We start from the raw sequence: 17,167 nt of genomic DNA on the forward strand, positions 1-17,167 counted from the left end.
GCTAACTTAATGACAATACGTATTGCGATTACGCCGGGTGAACCGGCGAGTATCGGCCCCGACCTTGTGATTCAACTTGCTCAGCAGCCATGGCCTGCTGAGCTAGTTGTTTGTGCCGACCCAGAATTATTAACTAGCCGAGCAAAAATGCTTGGCTTGCCGCTGACATTAAGACCTTACCAGCCAACATTACCAGCAAAGCCCCAAGAGGCTGGCACTTTAACTATTGCGCCATTTACTCTTGCCGCTGAAGTTGAATGCGGTAAATTAAATGAGCTTAACAGTGAATATGTGGTCGACACCTTGCGCTATGCGGGTGAGAAAAACATGACCAATGAATTTGAAGCTGTGGTAACGGGCCCTGTTCATAAAGGTATTATTAATCAAGCGGGTATACCTTTTAGCGGCCATACTGAGTTTTTTGCATTACAAGCAAATTGCCAAGATGTGGTAATGATGCTGGCAGCGCCAGGTCTGCAGGTGGCATTAATGACCACCCACATTCCACTGGCTTATGTTGCAAAAGCCATTACACGCGAGCGTTTACATCATATAATACAAATCTTGCACAGTGAGTTAGTGCAAAAGTTTGGCATTACTTCACCTAAAATATACGTCTGCGGCCTTAATCCGCATGCTGGTGAAGATGGACACTTAGGCCGAGAAGAGATCGATATCATGATCCCTGCTCTTAATGAACTTAGAGAGCAAGGTATTGATATTGTAGGTCCATTACCTGCAGATACTTTATTCCAGCCTAAATACTTACAAGAAGCAGATGTGGTTCTTGCTATGTATCACGACCAAGGACTTCCAGTACTTAAATCTTTAGGTTTTGGAAAATCGGTTAACATTACCTTAGGTCTTCCGTATATCAGAACCTCTGTCGATCATGGCACAGCTTTAGAGCTAGCCGGAACCGGTGAAGCTGATAGTGGTAGTTTTACCTGTGCATTAAATAAAGCCATTGAATTGGCCTCAAAAGTAAGTAGTTAAATTTTAATGAGCAATAAAGTACATTTAGGCCACACGGCCAGAAAGCGTTTTGGACAAAACTTTTTAACTGATGAAAGTGTGATCAGTCGGATCGTGGGCGCCATCTCGCCAGATAATGACCATGTTATGGTTGAAATTGGCCCAGGCCTTGGCGCATTAACTGAACCTGTTGCTGAATCAGTTGATTGCTTAACTGTGGTCGAATTAGATAGAGACTTAGTCGAGCGTTTAGAAAACCACCCAGTATTAAAGCATAAGCTTAATATCAATCAGGGTGATGCACTGAACTTCGACTTTAGCCAGTTGCAACAAGACGGCAAAAAGATGAAAGTATTTGGTAATTTACCGTACAACATCTCAACGCCGTTAATGTTTCACTTATTTGAGTTCGCTGAAATAATTGAAACCATGCACTTTATGCTACAAAAAGAAGTGGTTTTGCGCCTTTCTGCAAGTCCTGGCACTAAAGCTTATGGCCGCCTAACAGTGATGGCACAGTACTACTGTAAAGTCGTACCTGTACTTGAAGTGCCGCCACAAAGCTTTACTCCGGCGCCAAAAGTCGACTCTGCTGTGGTACGTTTATTGCCATACGATGTAAAGCCATTCCCATGTAAAGATGTCACTGTTTTACGTCATCTATGTACCACAGCCTTTAATATGCGCCGTAAAACACTGCGGAACAACTTAAAGCACATGATAACAGATGACGAGTTCAGCGCGCTGAACATTGATTCGACTCTTCGACCGGAGCAAATAACAGTCGAGCAGTATGTGGCACTTGCAAATTTAGTTTGCGATAAAAATCTATAATTCTAAGGGCACTTTTCATTGAAAGTGCCCTTTCGTTTTTAGGAAGTTTAATGTCCTCTGTAGCCCCCAAAATTAAAATAAAAGTTGAGACTAATTATTTAGAAGAGCAGTCATCAGCAGCAGAATCAAAATATTTATTCAGTTATACCATTACCATCATTAACCTGAGCGACATTGCAGTGACACTTAAAGATCGGCACTGGATTATTACTGACTCAAACGGTGAAAAAAGTGAAGTGCAAGGCCCTGGTGTGGTCGGAGAAACTCCGACTATCGAGCCCAACACAGCTTACCAATACTCAAGTGGCACAGTATTAGAAACACCCGTTGGTTTTATGGAAGGCACATACGGCATGATCAGCGCCCAAGGTGAAGCTTTTAAAGCTGTAATCCCAACCTTTAGATTAGCTATTCCTGGGATTTTACAATAATCCTATGGCACATTATTTTGTTGGCGATATACAAGGCTGTTTTGAAGAGTTACAACTGATCCTCGCTAAAGTGGACTTTAACCCTTCAAAGGATGAACTATGGGCTGTAGGTGATTTAGTCGCCAGAGGTAATGGCTCCTTACAAACTTTACGCTATTTAAAATCATTAGAGGCCAGTGCCAAAATAACTTTGGGTAATCACGACCTGCATCTATTAGCCCTTAACGGCAACATTAAAAGACCCAACCCCAAAGATAAGCTTGCTGAATTGCTAAGCGCTGATGATTTACCCGACTTGATTGCTTGGATAAGAAAACAACCGTTGGTGCAAACACTGCCCTCCCACAATATCATCATGAGCCATGCAGGCATTCCACCGCAATGGGACTTAGCGACCTTACTCACAGAAGCGAATGCAGTGAGCCAAGCATTACAGCAAGATGATTATATCGATTCACTTATTGCAAAAATGTACACTGACCAAGCAGATCTTTGGGACAGTGCAGCCACAGGCTTACCAAGACTGCGATATTGCATCAATGCTCTAACGCGAATGCGCTATTTGTTTGCTGATGGCAGTTTAGACTTTAAATGTAAATCCCCTATTCAAGACAAACCACCACAACTCACGCCTTGGTTCGAATTCAACTCCCCCTTAAAACAAAGCCACACTTTGGTATTTGGTCATTGGGCGGCGTTAATGGGCGTGGTTAACCAGCCAAATATGCAAGCACTGGATACAGGATGTTGCTGGGGAGAGCATTTAACCCTATGGCATTTAGAAACCAACGAAAAAATACAACAGCACAAAATAAAATCATAAATAAATTATTAAACTTTCCAGTAACAAAGCCGATACAGTTATTGGATCTCTAATGATCATACTGCCCTGAGTGATCAAAGAGATAAATTCGGGATAAAATAATAACAGCCGGAGTATGCTATGAAAATTAATGTTGCCACCAGAGTAATTGGCGGTTTTACCGTTGTTACTCTTCTTCTGATTGTTTTAGGTGGCGTATCTTTACTCACCAACAAAACCATTAAAGATAGTACAAGTACCCTACAACAAGTCAGTTTACCTGCACTTACTGCTACAGGTGAGTTAACTCAAAACTTAAGTGCTCAGCAAATTCAAATTTTATTCGGCTACTACACTGACCAATCAGCTAAAATTCCTGCTGTTGAAAAAAATATCAACAACGAATCTGTCGCATTTACTAAAAAATTAAACACATTATCAGGGTTAATTTCTGACAGACCAGAACTTGCCAATTACCTTTCTCAGTTAAAAAATAGCTACCAGAGTTTTGAAAAAAATAGCGCCTTAATGCTCGAAGAGCATAAAAACTCCCTTATAAAACATGAGAAATTATTACAGTTGCGAGATGACCTAGAAAACAGTGCTGATGATGCATCTTCAATTTTATTAGACCTTATTGATCTAGAATTAAGCGACAATCCAACCAAACAAAGCATCGCTGCTTCTGCGGGCGCGGTAGATAATAACTTTATCAATATTATTACCACTATCTATGATTTAGTTGCCGCTAAAGAAAACAGCAAATATGACGTTATTGTAAAAGAGCTTGAGTACATGCTCAGCGATACCCGCGGCAAGATTGATCATATCAACCTTCAAGGCCGCGGTATTATTAGCGATAGCACCCTTGAAGACTTAAACGCTGAAAGTGATGCAGTATTTGCTTTAGTTACAGGTAATGACTCTATTATTGCTTTAAAGGGTCAGGCGTTAAAACATGCTCAAGCCGCAACGACAATGTTAGCAGCGACCGATAAAGACCGTTTAAATGTCAATGCACGCATGAATGACTTAGCCAATACTATCGAAAACTTCACGGCGCAGATCAGTGACAGTGCGATAGACAATATTGATGCTGCAAATATTCAAACAATGCTGGTGGTCATTCTAGCCATTATCGTCGCCATTATTGTCAGTTTTGCGGTGGTAAAACCGTTAACCCGCTCATTAGAAAAAGTTAATCAAGCGCTCAATATTCTCGCCTCTGGAGATTTAACTCATAAATTAGATGATTCGGGCCATGACGAGTTCGCGCTATTAGCTAAAAACTGTAACAGCTTAGTGGATAGCTTAAGTGATTTGATCGTCGGTATTTTAGACCGCTCAAATCAATTGGCCGCCGCAGCGGAGCAAACCTCGGCAATTACCACCCAAACGACATCGGGTATTCAAGAGCAAAAAAATCAAGTGGATCAAGTGGCCACTGCGACAACAGAGCTAAGCTCTAGCGCTCAACAAGTTTCAATGAGCGCCGATCAAGCCCTTGAACAAATTAAGCAAGCCGATCAAGAAACTCAGCATATGCGTACACTTGCTGAAGAGAATAAAGTCACTATTCTTGCCTTAGCAGAAGAAGTCGCTAAAGCCGGCGTGGTGATCAATAAGGTCCATACCGATAGCGCATCAATCGGCTCTATTCTTGATGTAATTCGTGGTATTGCAGAGCAAACTAACTTACTGGCATTAAACGCCGCGATTGAAGCTGCCCGCGCGGGTGAGCAAGGCCGTGGTTTTGCTGTTGTCGCCGATGAAGTGCGCAGTCTTGCTTCTAGAACCCAAGAATCCACTAGCGAAATTCAGCAAATGATTGAAGTGTTACAACAAGGTGCACAACAAGCAGTGACGGTCATGGAATTAGGCCGCACACAAGCAACCAGTTGCGTCGATAAAACAGAACAAGCTAACTTGGCCTTAGAAACCATTAGCCAATCAGTACATAAAGCTTATGACTCAGGTAATCACATTGCCCAAGCCGCTCAAGAGCAAAACTTGGTCAGTCAGCAAGTCTCTGAAATGCTAGAGCACATTGCTGCTATTTCAGAAGAAACCGCCATAGGCGCAGATCAAACAGCGCAATCAAGTCAGCAAGTGGCAATACTGTCTGAAGAGCTACAAAGCTCTGTGAAGGAATTTAAAGTTTAACCACCACACAAAAATCTAAATGTAAAAAAGGCTCTTTAGAGCCTTTTTTATTGCCTTTAAACCCTAATAGCTCCATGACTTAGCAATGATTTGCTGCATTAAAAAGTCATAAGCAACAAAAAACCGCCCTAAGGCGGTTTTGGCAGTCAAAGCTATCAACTTTATTTATGCATAAGATTTCATTTGATAATTCACAATTGCTATCACCAAATTAATCAATACGCATTACTCACCGCTATTGATGCGATCTTGCACTGCAGCAGTAATAGCACTACCACTATGGCCATTGGTATTAGCCCAATCAAGAATGCTCTTCCCGTCGGCTTCTGGTGAACTTAAATCCCCAGCAGGAAGACGTTTAGCGATATACTCACCCACTTCAAATGAGTTTGCATTATAAGCGGTTCTTAATAAGCTTGCGCCATCACAAGAAACACCAGTATAGATATTACGTAATTTAACACGACTTTCTTTGAGTTTTTTACGTAGTCGATTTTTATCATTCGATTTAACGTAATCACAAATACTTGCCACAAGTTGATCGGTATCAGCGACTGCTGGGGTTGAAACTGAAGATGCTGCAATTAGGACGGCGACGGCCACAGGCATTAAACGCATCTGATACTCCTTTGTAGGTATTATTATTTTCAGCTTACCATCGAGGGTAAACCTCTATTCAGGGTAAAACAGCTTGTAATTTAACATTTTTTCACGAAAGTGTTAAAGCTATATTGCAATTGTGCTGCATTAACCTGGTTAACCTTATCTTGTAACGTCCAGCTGCCATCATCCCACTCAGGGAAAAAAGTATCGCCATCAACAGTTAGCTCGATGAAGGTTAGATATAATATATCGGCCAGCGGTAAAATTTCTTTATAGAGTTGCCCACCACCAATGACAACTAATTCATCACATCCTGTAACAAGTTGTTTGGCTTGCTCAAATGAACTCACACATGAAACGCCTTCAATGTGATAATCTGCTTGGCGGCTGATGACAATATTATGCCTACCAGGAAGCGGTCTACCAATGGATTCAAAGGTTTTACGTCCCATCACCACAGGCTTACCTAAAGTCATCGCCTTAAAATGCTTTAAATCTTCAGGTAAGTGCCAAGGCATTTTATTATCTTTACCAATCACACGGTTATTGGCCATGGCGGCTATCATTGCGATGCGCATGTAAAAATCCTTATTTGATGCTGTAACTAGGGTTAAATAATAGGTCTGGTTCGATAATACACTAATGAGGGCATTGCTAAGCCGACTGATAATGCCCCAAGAATGAATACGGTTTTCAGGCCATTAAGAATGACTATCGAAGTTAAATCACTACTGACTTGCTCTTGAACACTCAGCTGTACCAAAGCAATTAAGGTATTGTATCCATAGGTGCCCGGTACCATGGGTATGATTGCTGCAACGGCATACATTAGCGGCGGCGCGAGATGACGCTTGGCAAAGCGAATCGTTATAACACCGACGATAGCAGCGGCTGCAAATGTCGCCCACTCTATGGGCATATCAAAATGCATAAGCAGGCTTCTTGAGCTATGCCCAATGGCGCCAGCTACAGCACAAAAAGGTAAGTATCGCTTCGGGACATTAAACAACATCGCAAAGCCTAGCGCTGGTATTGCTGAAAAAAATCCATCATGCAGCAATTCTAAAATAAGATTCATATAAACAAAATCCCACCCAATGCCATTGAAAGTGTAATCCCAATGACAGTAGCCAGTGTTAACAGTGTCGCGTGCCCCCAGCGAGATATCCCCACATTCATGTGGCCTTTAACCATATCTGATATCGCGTTAATTAACGGAAAACCGGGCACTAACATCAGCACACTGGCAGCCATTGGGGTTTTAGGGGTTGAGGTTAAATCAGCGATGAAGCCGATTTGGGCAATAAGTGTGGTGATAAAAGCGGTAATAGCAAAAATAATAAGCGCATTAAAATGCTGTTTGACTAATGACAATCGCACAGACATGCCAATGGCTGAAGCGCAGAATGTAATAATACACGCGGCAATATCACCACCAAATAAGTGACAAAAACTAGCACAAGATAACCCAATCATCGGGATCAAATATTTTGCCGGATAACTCTTAGGCTCAATGATCTCTAAGCGGCGTTTAACTTGTTTGGCATTACACACTCCACGCTCTGCCAATAGGCAAATGCGTTGTACTTCACACACCACCTTCATATTGATGCCATGCTCTCGAATACGTCGGGTTGTGGTTATACAGCGGCCATGGACTAAACTGGTCAGTACAAGGGAATTGGAGGAAATTGAAAGTTCAACGCTGGCAAGACCCAGCGCTTTACCTAAGCGCTGACTGATCTCTTCAACAAGATCAGACTCAGCGCCATAGGCTAGAAGTAATTGTGCACTTCGTACAACAAGACGAGTGATATCATTTTGAGTTTCTGCGTACACTTGTCTCTCGACTATTAACGTTGGTAAATGATTTCCACATCGTAGTCATCGTCATCGAAGTCATCATCAAAGTCGTCGTCGTAATTTTCATTTACCGATTCAACGCTAGCTTCATGGTAGTTATCCCATTTAAACTCAACTTCGTCATCTGGGCTAGTGCCTTCATCTTCAGGAGGAAGTGAATTGATGAAATCTAATAGTTTTAAGCTAATGTCTTTAGTGTTCGTTCGGTTGAATGCTGACATAGTGTAAATGTCACCCTTCCAATCCATTTCCTTAACAATGCGATCCATTCTTTCTGCAAGTTCATCTTCATGCAATAAATCGATTTTGTTAAAGACTAACCAACGTGGCTTAGCTGCAAGCTTTGGTGAATACTTTTCCAGTTCAGCCACAATTGAACGCGCAGATTCAACCGGATCACTGCCATCAATAGGGTCGATATCGATGATGTGTAATAACACACGACAACGTTCCAAATGCTTCAAGAAACGAATACCAAGACCAGCACCATCTGAGGCGCCTTCAATCAAACCTGGAATATCGGCAATAACAAAGTTTTGCCCAGGTCGTGGACTTACCACACCAAGGTTTGGTACTAGTGTCGTAAACGGATAATCAGCAACTTTTGGTGTTGCACGAGATACCGCACGAATAAAGGTTGATTTACCGGCATTTGGTAAGCCCAATAGGCCGACATCAGCAAGTAACAATAATTCCAGTTTTAAGAAACGTACTTCACCAGGCGTACCTAATGTTTTCTGTCTTGGTGCACGGTTGGTACTGCTTTTAAAGCGTGTATTACCTAAACCGTGGAAACCACCTTTAGCCACAAGTAACTTTTGGCCATGGGTAGTCAAATCACCTAATAATTCTTCAGTATCGAAATCAACAGCACGGGTACCCACAGGTACTTTAAGCATTAAATCTTCACCGCCATGACCGGTACAATCACGGCCACGTCCATTTTTACCACGCTCAGCAATATGCGAGCTGACAAAACGGAAATCAATAAGCGTGTTCATGTTTTCATCTGCGACTAAAAATACACTACCACCATCACCGCCGTCACCACCATCTGGGCCGCCGTCTGGCACATATTTTTCACGTCTGAAGCTAACGCAGCCACTGCCACCGTCACCCGCTTCAACTCTGATTTTAGCCTCATCAATAAACTTCATACATACTCCTGACACCACTTAATGTGTCAATTATAACCTCAAAAGATTGAGATGTGCAGGGAAGCGTAGAAGATACAATCACCATAAATCGCTTACTGCAAAATAAATAATCAACGATGTAAAACATCGCAAATACCGCACGTAAATTTAATCCACTAATTTTTAATAAACTAAAGTCTAGCTAACTAAATCAACAATGAAGTAAAAAAACACAAAAGCCCCGCCAGAAGGCGGGGCTTTCAAAGACTGATTAGAGTCTAGATTAAGCTTCGATGCTAATAAACTTACGGTTATTAGGACCTTTTACTTGAAACTTAACTTTACCGTCTGTTAATGCAAACAAAGTATGGTCACGACCAATACCTACGTTTACACCAGCGTGGAATTTAGTACCACGTTGACGAACGATGATGTTACCAGCTACAACTGATTCACCACCAAAACGCTTAACACCAAGACGTTTACTTTCCGAATCGCGGCCGTTACGAGTAGAACCGCCAGCTTTTTTATGTGCCATGAGTTAGACTCCTAAATTATGCGCTGATCGCTGTGATTTTAACTTCAGTGAACCATTGACGATGGCCCATTTTCTTTTCGTGATGCTTACGGCGATTGAACTTTTGAATAGTTACTTTCTCACCGCGACCGTGGCTAACCACTTCAGCAACAACTTTACCAGTTGCAACTAGAGGTGCACCAACGTGAACGTTCTCACCATCAGCAACCAATAATACTTGATCAAACTCTACAGTTTCACCAGTAGCAACTTCAATTTTTTCTAAACGAACTGTATGACCTTCAGCAACACGATGTTGCTTTCCGCCACTTTGAAAAACAGCGTACATAGCTATTTCACTCCAAATGGACTAACACTCCGGTTCATTGTTATGTTGATACCGGGTGCTAAAAACTTTTAATGACAATGGGCGCGGATTCTACGGCAAGATTTGCATTCTGGCAAGCGTTAAATTTGAATCAATAAAAAAAGCTCGGCTTAACTCCCACTATCTAAGAACAAAAGCTGCCTAAAGCATGAAAATTAGTTAAAATTTGTTAATATACAATTTGAACCTTATATAGTGGGCAATATAATTTTGTCCGGTAGCCTAATAACTAGAGACCATTATGGATTTAAACGCCATTCGTCAACTAGCTGATAACGACATGCAAGCCGTAAATCAGTTAATTTACAAACAACTTGAGTCTGATGTTGCATTAATAAACCAACTCGGTTTTTACATTATCAATGGCGGTGGTAAACGACTACGCCCATTGCTTTCAGTTTTAGCCGCTCGTGCTATCGACTATAAAGGTGAAGAACACCTTAAGTTAGCTGCCATTATAGAGTTTATTCATACGGCATCACTACTACATGATGATGTTGTTGATGAATCAACCTTACGACGTGGCCGTCAAACCGCTAATGCCCTTTTTGGTAATAGCGCTAGCGTGCTTGTAGGTGACTTTCTCTACACTCGCTCATTCCAGATGATGACAGAGTTAGACAGCATGAAAGTCCTGCGCGTGCTGGCTGACACCACTAACATTCTTGCAGAAGGCGAGGTGTTACAATTAATGAATTGTAATGACCCTGAGACCACTGAAGAAAATTATATGCGAGTCATTTACTGTAAAACAGCTAAATTATTTGAAGCCGCGACCTTACTCACAGGTGTTATTGCAGATGTGAGCAAAGAGCAGCAAACGGCATTAGGTGAATACGGTAAGTTTTTAGGCACTGCGTTCCAGTTAACCGATGACTTGCTTGATTACACCGCAGATGCTGATGAGTTAGGTAAAAACATTGGTGATGATTTAGCAGAAGGTAAACCTACCTTACCGTTAATTTATGCCATGGCACACGGTAATGATAAAGCTAAAGCCTTGATCAAAGATGCGATTGAAAATGGAGATGGCACCAAAGCCATCGACGAAATTGTCGCGGCGTTAAAAGACTCAGGAGCATTAGAGTACACAAAACAAAAAGCCGATGAAGAAGCCGATAAAGCCATTGCGGCATTAGCGCCAATTGCTGATAGCGAATACAAAACCGCGCTTATCTCATTAGCCAAGATTTCAGTTCAGCGTAATAACTAAAACCACAAACATAAGCGGTAACTTGAAATTAAAATGCACTTGATTACAACAAGTGCATTTTTTATTGCTAAAACCTACACTTGCCAATCAATTGGCGCGTTATTTTGTGCCACTAATAATTGATTAATCATTGAAAAATGTTTGCAACCAAAGAACCCACGATAAGCCGATAACGGCGACGGATGCGGCCCAGAAAGAATATGATGCTGAGGTGAGGTTATCCAGCGGCCTTTTTTTATCGCGTGAGCGCCCCACAGCACAAATATAATCGGTTTATCTTGTTGATTAAGGCATTGCATTACTTGGTCTGTAAAATGCTCCCAGCCCGCTTTTGAGTGCGAATGAGCCTTACTTTCTTCAACGGTTAAAACCGTATTAAGCAATAACACCCCTTGTTTAGCCCAAGCGCTGAGGTTGCCATGTGCTGGAATTTCAAAGCCGGCAATATCTTGCTTAAGCTCTTTATAGATATTCACTAAAGAGGGCGGCGTTTTCACGCCCGCTGCTACCGAAAAACATAAACCGTGAGCTTGCCCTGCCCCATGGTAAGGATCTTGCCCTAATACAACCACTTTTACCTGTTTCAATGGCGTTAACTCAAAAGCTGCAAAGGTCTCTTTTTGTGGAGGGTATATTACTTTACCTTGCTGGCGCTCCGCCGCTAAAAAATTCATTAATTCAAGATAATAATCTTGCTGTTGTTGCTCATTAAATAGTTGCTGCCAACTCGCATATTTCATCTCATACCTACCTATAACCCCAAAATTAACTTACAATTATTTAACAACACATAACTAAAGATGCCTAAATGCAAATTGAAAAGCTCAAAATAACTCAAACTGGGTTTACGCTTATAGAACTGGTTGTCGTCATTATTATTCTGGCTATTTTAGCCGTCATCGCTTTGCCTAAGTTTATCAACCTTCAACAAGATGCGCATGTAGCAAATGTAAAAGCCACAGGCGGCAGCTTCGCAACCGGTATCAGCCTCGCCCATATAAAATGGGCTACGTTAGGCTATTCAGGTCCTGCTGATAACCTAGCGATATTTGAAAATGCTGGAGTAGATGGGCAATTAGATATGAATTTATGGGGTTATCCTGCACAAAATTGGACCCCGTTTGAGCCTTCACCAAGACTAAACAACGTCGCTGATTGCATATCGGTATGGGAAACCGTACTACAAGATGCGCCCAGTGTGTCAACTACTGCCGATGCAAACGTATCTGATTATCAAGCCACCTATATAAACCCTGATCAATGTCGCTATTTTTATAACTCATTGACGAATTTATCCATTTACTATGACTCTCGAAATGGCCAAGTGATCACTGACTCTGACCCAGACAGTTAAAATGAGGTTATTGTTTAATAATTGGATCTAATCCGCAAACTCAATGGTTTTTTACCTGAATTTAAGTTTCAAAATGGGTAAACTAATTGCAATTAAACCAGTACTAAAAAGTGGAAAATATGTCAGAACAAAAAACTGAAACAACAATGTACCAAATTGCTGATCAATTTATCGCGCTAGCAAACCAACTCAGCCAGCAAGAAAACGATATTGGCAAAGTCGGTACTGCCCTTCGCTTTGCAGCAGCACGATACAATGCATTTGAAGCTGCAATTAAGTCTTCAAATTTAGAAGCTGAAAAAGATAATGCCCTAGAGTGGTTTTCAGAAGAGTTCAAAGGAATGTTAAGTGAAAACTTAAATGACCATATAAAGAACCCACCAGGAAGCCAACAGGCATCAGAAGAAGCCGTTGTTGAGAAAGACGATTCAGTACAAGTATTTAAAAACTAACAACTGCTGTAACCCAAAAAAGCCATCACAAGATGGCTTTTTTGGTTTTATCTATCGCTATTAATTTAATAATCAAAATAGGTTTATTAGTACCCGTACCGCGAGCAAGATAAGCACCACACCTGATAACTTATCAATTAACGCCGCTTTGTTTCGTAACCGATTTAAAATTGGTCCATGGGATAACACCACAGCAATAAGGGTGTACCAAAGGCCATCAACAACCAAGGGGGTTAGCACGATAACGGTTTGACCTGTCATGGTTTCCGCTGCAAGCACAAACTGACTAAATAAGGCTAAAAAGAATAATAAAATCTTAGGATTAAACAAAGATATAGCTAAACCATCTCTTGCAGCATCTAATAAACTTGCCGGTGCGCCAGCCTGTAATTTTTGCTCCATCCCCCCTTTAGAGTTTAGTGCTTGAAACCCCATCCAAGCCAAATATAACGCCCCCAGAATCGCAATACCATTAAAAATGATGGGCGACTTTTCTAGCACTACCGCCAGCCCTAATAAGGTCACCAAAGCGTAAACGCCAATACCTATTGAATGTGCCCAGGCACAAACAACACCATGTAATCGCCCACCAGATAAAGTATGTTTTAACACCATAGCTAAACTAGGGCCTGGAGACATGGCACCTAAACAACAGATAGCTAATAAACCTAACCACGTACTGAGCGTCATTTCATTTCCTAAATCATTATTAAGTGAGTATCGATACCATCAAATACAGATGACTATATTCGTTGAGTTATCTGCAGTTTAGTAAAGGCGTAACGTTAACATGAATGCTCACTGACAACATTGCTTTAACCTCAAATTAAGTAAAACTTGATATAGTCGCCTATATCTTCTGCATACTTAACTGAGAACACATCCTATGGCCTTATTGCTGCCAATATTACTTGGATTACTGCTAAGCGGTATCGGTTTACTGATTATTCTAAAAATAAAAGGGAATAATATTCCTACTGCGATCATCGTGTTACTCAGTTTTATGACCTTTTGTTTTGCAGGGGTGTATTCTTTTTTGCAAAAAGATGAAGATTACAATGCCTATAAACGCTTGCAATGGCAGACGCTTAATCCAAGCCAAATCGCGCCTTTAGTAGAGCAAGGCTACACGGTATTTGTCGATGTATACGCTGACTGGTGTTTGCCTTGTCGAACCAACCAAGCCAATGTCACCCATAGAGAAAAAGTCGTTAAGGTACTTGCTGCTGATAATATCATTTTAATGCAAGGCAATTGGACTGAACCTAATGCACTTATCGAAACCTATGTAACCAATGAAGGCGGTATGGGCACACCCTTTAATAAAGTTTACGGACCTAAGTACCCGCAAGGGATTAGGCTGCCGGCAGTGCTCACCATTGAATCACTGTTTGATACTTTAGCTGCTGTTAACTGATTCGATTATTATTTAGCAAGTTAAACTCACTCAATAAATTTATCGTAAAAAAAAGACTGCAGATGCAGTCTTTTTGGTTCAAGTTAAACGCTTAAAAGCTATAAGTTAACTTACCGTAGTAGAAGCCACCGTTATAATCGAATGGGCCACTTTCATAGTAAACTGCACCTAGAGCACCTAAAGTACCGTCTTTAAGCTTTTGAGCTTCTTGGTCGAAGATATTATTCGCACCCACTGAGATAGTTAATGCGTCAACTACCGTATAGCTCACTTCAAGGTCAACAGTGAAAGCAGAATCTGCAGTTTCAGAACCCCAATCAGACGTATCATCGGCATGGGTTGCATAGTATTCACCAAAGTAATTACCACGTAACGACACGTTTAAATCATCCCAGGTTTGATTCCAAGTTAAGGTTGCACGATGAGCAGGAATACCATCTTCTAAGCGACGCACTTTACCTTCATCAGTCGTATCTGGGTCAAACTTATCAACGTTTGTATCCGTCCAGCCATAGGCAAGACTGAACATTGAGTCACCAGACATCAGCTCTGTTTCATAGGAACCCACAATATCAATACCTTGAGTGGTAGTATCAAAGTCATTGGTATAATAAGTAACCGCTGAAATTAACTCAGGGAATTCAACTCCCGCCGCTCTTAGCTCATCATAATCGTCAGCTTGTACTTCAATTTGACTTGACTGCGCCAGACGGCCTGTCACTTCAATATTGTAGTAATCAACGGTTAAGAAAAAGTCTTCATATTCAAATACCGTACCTAACGCAAAGCTGATAGATTCTTCAGGATCTAGGACTTCACCACCATAAAATGCCGCTAACGGATCCGTTGGTGGAGCAATAAATGTCTGGATCAAATCACCGTTTACAATCGAGGTCTGGGTGTTAACCACATTCTCTTGACCGACGGTTGGCGCTCTAAATCCGGTGCTGTGCGAGCCACGAATTGAGAAGTAATCATTCACTGAGTACTGGGTAGAGATTTTATAATTTAAGGTATCACCAAAAGTAGAAAAATCTTCATAACGCAGCGCTAAACCTAATAACCAATCATCAGTTAAATACGCTTCAACATCGGCATAAATACCAATATTGGTTCGAGAGTTTTTACCCGCAGCTTCAGGACCAAAACCTTTAAAGCCATGGGAACCAATATTGAAACCTTGATCCGCGTATGGGCCTGCTAACCAAGATGCCTCTTCGCCTTGGGTAATTTCAAATGACTCTTCACGCCATTCAAAACCAGTGGCAAAACTAATATCTTCAAGTGAACCAAGAGTGAAATAGCGCGAGAAATCGAGGTTGACTGTGGTTTCAACTTGCTCGTAAGCACCGGTATCAAAATCAGTTTGGGTGTCTTCAGGATTCGCCGCTAAACCTAAAGAAGGGTTAAGGGAGTTTCTTAAACTAAAGCTTGCTTTGTTGGCACCAGTACCTGCACTAGCATCATAAGCCCACTCACCAAATTCACCTTCAAAACCTAAGAAGAAAGACATATCTTCAATGGTGCCAGCAAATTGAGGGGTGTAACCACCTGGGCGCACTTGGTTCATTGAGAAACAGTTAGGATCTGCAACCATTGCCGCATATTCTGGGGTATCAAGTACATTAGCTACATTCGCTGGCACAACATCACATGTTGATGGATCGCCATTTACTGCACCCACTAGTAAGGTTTCACCGCCATCAAGGGAGTAAACATTGCCACGGTTATGGGGGTTACGGTAATAGAAACCACCGATGGCATCTCTTGACGAAACGTTACCAAATGCATAAAGGCTGTGCTTATCATTAAAATCAAAGCCAAGATTCGCAAATACAGTGTAATCATCTTTAATTTCTGGGTTACCCCAGATTTGGGCAGGATCATTAACGAAGGTATTTCCTCCCGCGATCAAGCCCGCAGCATCAGGACGCTGCACACTGCGGCTAGTTGCATCAGCCGTTTTATATTGAGCACTGAGGTTTATAAAACCGGCATCAGTTAGTGGCAAACCAATATTGCCGTCAACGGTTGTTGTAGCGCCATCACCTTCGTAATATTCACCGTGTGAAACAGAGACTGAACCTCCTTCAGCGCTATCTTTTAATTGGAAGTTCATCACTCCCGCAATCGCATCAGAACCATATTGCGCCGCAGCGCCATCACGCAGTACTTCAACTTGTTTCAACGCAATACTTGGAATGACTGAAATATCAGGTCCTTGAGCACCATCATTAATACCACCACCTTGGAATGCAATCACAGACGCACGATGACGTCGCTTACCATTAACAAGGATTAAGGTGCTGTCTGAAGGCAGACCACGTAAATTGACTGGGCGAACAAGGGTTGCGGCATCACTAATAGGCTGAGCACGCGAGTTAAATGATGGCACTGAGGTGACTAACATATCAATCATGTCAGTAGAGCCGTTCTTCCTTAAATCATCAGCGCTAATGATATCCACAGGAACAGGCGACTCACCCACTGAACGCGGCGCAGCGCGGCTACCTACTACTGCAATTTTTTCTACATTCTCTGCAACTTCTTCTTCCGCTGCAGCGACTTGAGTAGACATGACTGAACCGGTCAATGCTACAGTTATTGCGAGGCTTAATGAGCTAAAGCCAAACTTCTTGGTTTTCTTTAGATTGGTCATCATGTGGTCTCTTTATTTATTATATTTTTGCTTGTGACTCATTTTTATTCATAAACATATGATTAAAAATCGTCTCTCCCAAAATGAAATACATCTCTCATTTACATTTCCATAACAAATAAAACTTAATTGCGAACAATTTCGATTGGCTTTCGAAATAATCTACGCATTTAGAGGCAATAACAGTGCAAAAGACTAAAACACTAATTAAAGGGATCTTAATGCAGTTGATAACACTAACAGCGCACTAAAAAACAATTAACAATGAGATTAACTTACCCCTTTACTGCTCAATAAACCATCAAAATTAAGCTGACCGTTCATGATACGAGTAGAGCATAAACTCTATATTTTTTAATC

Annotated in this window: 19 protein-coding genes; 9 read left to right on the top strand and 10 right to left on the bottom strand. The window is 41.5% G+C overall.

Annotated elements, in window-relative coordinates; all coding sequences use genetic code 11:
* The first annotated feature begins 9 nt into the window (after window positions 1-9).
* The 5 genes from pdxA (at window position 10) to BM739_RS12830 (ending at window position 5,205) form a co-directional block, all read left to right on the top strand.
* Window positions 10-996, top strand: a complete 987-nt coding sequence (pdxA, locus tag BM739_RS12810) for a 4-hydroxythreonine-4-phosphate dehydrogenase PdxA (protein WP_076541203.1) — start codon at window positions 10-12, stop codon at window positions 994-996.
* 6 nt (window positions 997-1,002) lie between these two features.
* Window positions 1,003-1,809 (top strand): 16S rRNA (adenine(1518)-N(6)/adenine(1519)-N(6))-dimethyltransferase RsmA, encoded by an 807-nt coding sequence (gene rsmA / locus BM739_RS12815; protein WP_076541204.1) that lies wholly within the window; start codon window positions 1,003-1,005, stop codon window positions 1,807-1,809.
* A gap of 50 nt (window positions 1,810-1,859) precedes the next feature.
* Window positions 1,860-2,240: a Co2+/Mg2+ efflux protein ApaG gene (apaG, locus tag BM739_RS12820; protein ID WP_076541206.1), complete on the top strand. Its 381-nt coding sequence runs from the start codon at window positions 1,860-1,862 to the stop codon at window positions 2,238-2,240.
* Window positions 2,241-2,244: 4 nt separating this feature from the next.
* Window positions 2,245-3,063, top strand: a complete 819-nt coding sequence (locus BM739_RS12825; RefSeq protein ID WP_076541208.1) for a symmetrical bis(5'-nucleosyl)-tetraphosphatase — start codon at window positions 2,245-2,247, stop codon at window positions 3,061-3,063.
* Between the two features lie 120 nt (window positions 3,064-3,183).
* A complete protein-coding gene (locus tag BM739_RS12830; protein ID WP_076541209.1) occupies window positions 3,184-5,205 on the top strand; it encodes a methyl-accepting chemotaxis protein in 2,022 nt (673 codons plus the stop codon).
* A 225-nt stretch (window positions 5,206-5,430) separates the two neighbouring features.
* Here the strand turns inward: BM739_RS12830 and BM739_RS12835 are convergent, their stop codons facing one another.
* From BM739_RS12835 to rplU, 7 genes are all read right to left on the bottom strand, one after another.
* A complete protein-coding gene (locus BM739_RS12835) occupies window positions 5,431-5,823 on the bottom strand; it encodes a DUF3718 domain-containing protein (RefSeq protein WP_076541211.1) in 393 nt (130 codons plus the stop codon).
* 80 nt (window positions 5,824-5,903) lie between these two features.
* Complete coding sequence (locus BM739_RS12840) at window positions 5,904-6,386, bottom strand: dihydrofolate reductase (protein WP_076541213.1); 483 nt, start codon at window positions 6,384-6,386, stop codon at window positions 5,904-5,906.
* Window positions 6,387-6,418: 32 nt separating this feature from the next.
* Window positions 6,419-6,886 (bottom strand): threonine/serine exporter family protein, encoded by a 468-nt coding sequence (locus BM739_RS12845; RefSeq protein ID WP_076541215.1) that lies wholly within the window; start codon window positions 6,884-6,886, stop codon window positions 6,419-6,421.
* A complete protein-coding gene (locus tag BM739_RS12850; protein ID WP_076541217.1) occupies window positions 6,883-7,647 on the bottom strand; it encodes a threonine/serine exporter ThrE family protein in 765 nt (254 codons plus the stop codon). The genes BM739_RS12845 and BM739_RS12850 overlap by 4 nt, the downstream gene beginning before the upstream one ends.
* A gap of 14 nt (window positions 7,648-7,661) precedes the next feature.
* On the bottom strand, window positions 7,662-8,828 hold the full coding sequence (cgtA, locus tag BM739_RS12855) for an Obg family GTPase CgtA (RefSeq protein WP_076541219.1): 1,167 nt from the start codon (window positions 8,826-8,828) through the stop codon (window positions 7,662-7,664).
* A gap of 262 nt (window positions 8,829-9,090) precedes the next feature.
* Window positions 9,091-9,345 (bottom strand): 50S ribosomal protein L27, encoded by a 255-nt coding sequence (gene rpmA, locus BM739_RS12860; RefSeq protein ID WP_055024328.1) that lies wholly within the window; start codon window positions 9,343-9,345, stop codon window positions 9,091-9,093.
* Window positions 9,346-9,361: 16 nt separating this feature from the next.
* Entirely contained in the window at window positions 9,362-9,673 is a 312-nt protein-coding gene (rplU, locus tag BM739_RS12865) for a 50S ribosomal protein L21 (protein ID WP_076541221.1), read from the bottom strand.
* 280 nt (window positions 9,674-9,953) lie between these two features.
* Between rplU and ispB the strand changes: the two genes are divergently transcribed.
* Window positions 9,954-10,925 carry an octaprenyl diphosphate synthase gene (ispB, locus tag BM739_RS12870; protein WP_076541222.1) on the top strand — a complete coding sequence of 324 codons (972 nt, stop codon included), beginning with the start codon at window positions 9,954-9,956 and terminating at the stop codon, window positions 10,923-10,925.
* Between the two features lie 74 nt (window positions 10,926-10,999).
* Here ispB and ung read toward each other — a convergent pair whose 3' ends face one another.
* Window positions 11,000-11,665, bottom strand: a complete 666-nt coding sequence (gene ung / locus BM739_RS12875) for a uracil-DNA glycosylase (protein WP_076541223.1) — start codon at window positions 11,663-11,665, stop codon at window positions 11,000-11,002.
* A gap of 68 nt (window positions 11,666-11,733) precedes the next feature.
* Between ung and BM739_RS12880 the strand changes: the two genes are divergently transcribed.
* Window positions 11,734-12,279 (top strand): prepilin-type N-terminal cleavage/methylation domain-containing protein, encoded by a 546-nt coding sequence (locus BM739_RS12880; RefSeq protein ID WP_076541224.1) that lies wholly within the window; start codon window positions 11,734-11,736, stop codon window positions 12,277-12,279.
* Window positions 12,280-12,398: 119 nt separating this feature from the next.
* Window positions 12,399-12,731 carry a DUF3144 domain-containing protein gene (locus BM739_RS12885; protein WP_076541225.1) on the top strand — a complete coding sequence of 111 codons (333 nt, stop codon included), beginning with the start codon at window positions 12,399-12,401 and terminating at the stop codon, window positions 12,729-12,731.
* A gap of 72 nt (window positions 12,732-12,803) precedes the next feature.
* Here the strand turns inward: BM739_RS12885 and BM739_RS12890 are convergent, their stop codons facing one another.
* Entirely contained in the window at window positions 12,804-13,421 is a 618-nt protein-coding gene (locus tag BM739_RS12890; RefSeq protein ID WP_076541227.1) for a LysE family translocator, read from the bottom strand.
* A gap of 196 nt (window positions 13,422-13,617) precedes the next feature.
* On the opposite strand from BM739_RS12890, the gene BM739_RS12895 reads away from it, so the two are divergent.
* Window positions 13,618-14,148, top strand: coding sequence for a thioredoxin family protein (locus BM739_RS12895; protein ID WP_076541229.1), 531 nt, complete (start codon window positions 13,618-13,620; stop codon window positions 14,146-14,148).
* A gap of 91 nt (window positions 14,149-14,239) precedes the next feature.
* Here the strand turns inward: BM739_RS12895 and BM739_RS12900 are convergent, their stop codons facing one another.
* Window positions 14,240-16,810, bottom strand: a complete 2,571-nt coding sequence (locus BM739_RS12900; protein WP_076541231.1) for a TonB-dependent siderophore receptor — start codon at window positions 16,808-16,810, stop codon at window positions 14,240-14,242.
* Window positions 16,811-17,167 lie beyond the last annotated feature (357 nt).

The sequence above is a fragment of the Shewanella sp. UCD-KL21 genome (assembly GCF_001957135.1).
Classification (GTDB): domain Bacteria; phylum Pseudomonadota; class Gammaproteobacteria; order Enterobacterales; family Shewanellaceae; genus Shewanella.

Bases quoted from the DNA above. Each gene is read 5' to 3' on its own strand.
- pdxA (WP_076541203.1), top strand. From the start codon at position 10: ATGACAATACGTATTGCGATTACGCCGGGTGAACCGGCGAGTATCGGC.
- rsmA (WP_076541204.1), top strand. From the start codon at position 1,003: ATGAGCAATAAAGTACATTTAGGCCACACGGCCAGAAAGCGTTTTGGA.
- apaG (WP_076541206.1), top strand. From the start codon at position 1,860: ATGTCCTCTGTAGCCCCCAAAATTAAAATAAAAGTTGAGACTAATTAT.
- BM739_RS12825 (WP_076541208.1), top strand. From the start codon at position 2,245: ATGGCACATTATTTTGTTGGCGATATACAAGGCTGTTTTGAAGAGTTA.
- BM739_RS12830 (WP_076541209.1), top strand. From the start codon at position 3,184: ATGAAAATTAATGTTGCCACCAGAGTAATTGGCGGTTTTACCGTTGTT.
- BM739_RS12835 (WP_076541211.1), bottom strand. From the start codon at position 5,823: ATGCGTTTAATGCCTGTGGCCGTCGCCGTCCTAATTGCAGCATCTTCA.
- BM739_RS12840 (WP_076541213.1), bottom strand. From the start codon at position 6,386: ATGCGCATCGCAATGATAGCCGCCATGGCCAATAACCGTGTGATTGGT.
- BM739_RS12845 (WP_076541215.1), bottom strand. From the start codon at position 6,886: ATGAATCTTATTTTAGAATTGCTGCATGATGGATTTTTTTCAGCAATA.
- cgtA (WP_076541219.1), bottom strand. From the start codon at position 8,828: ATGAAGTTTATTGATGAGGCTAAAATCAGAGTTGAAGCGGGTGACGGT.
- rpmA (WP_055024328.1), bottom strand. From the start codon at position 9,345: ATGGCACATAAAAAAGCTGGCGGTTCTACTCGTAACGGCCGCGATTCG.
- rplU (WP_076541221.1), bottom strand. From the start codon at position 9,673: ATGTACGCTGTTTTTCAAAGTGGCGGAAAGCAACATCGTGTTGCTGAA.
- ispB (WP_076541222.1), top strand. From the start codon at position 9,954: ATGGATTTAAACGCCATTCGTCAACTAGCTGATAACGACATGCAAGCC.
- ung (WP_076541223.1), bottom strand. From the start codon at position 11,665: ATGAAATATGCGAGTTGGCAGCAACTATTTAATGAGCAACAACAGCAA.
- BM739_RS12880 (WP_076541224.1), top strand. From the start codon at position 11,734: ATGCAAATTGAAAAGCTCAAAATAACTCAAACTGGGTTTACGCTTATA.
- BM739_RS12885 (WP_076541225.1), top strand. From the start codon at position 12,399: ATGTCAGAACAAAAAACTGAAACAACAATGTACCAAATTGCTGATCAA.
- BM739_RS12890 (WP_076541227.1), bottom strand. From the start codon at position 13,421: ATGACGCTCAGTACGTGGTTAGGTTTATTAGCTATCTGTTGTTTAGGT.
- BM739_RS12895 (WP_076541229.1), top strand. From the start codon at position 13,618: ATGGCCTTATTGCTGCCAATATTACTTGGATTACTGCTAAGCGGTATC.
- BM739_RS12900 (WP_076541231.1), bottom strand. From the start codon at position 16,810: ATGATGACCAATCTAAAGAAAACCAAGAAGTTTGGCTTTAGCTCATTA.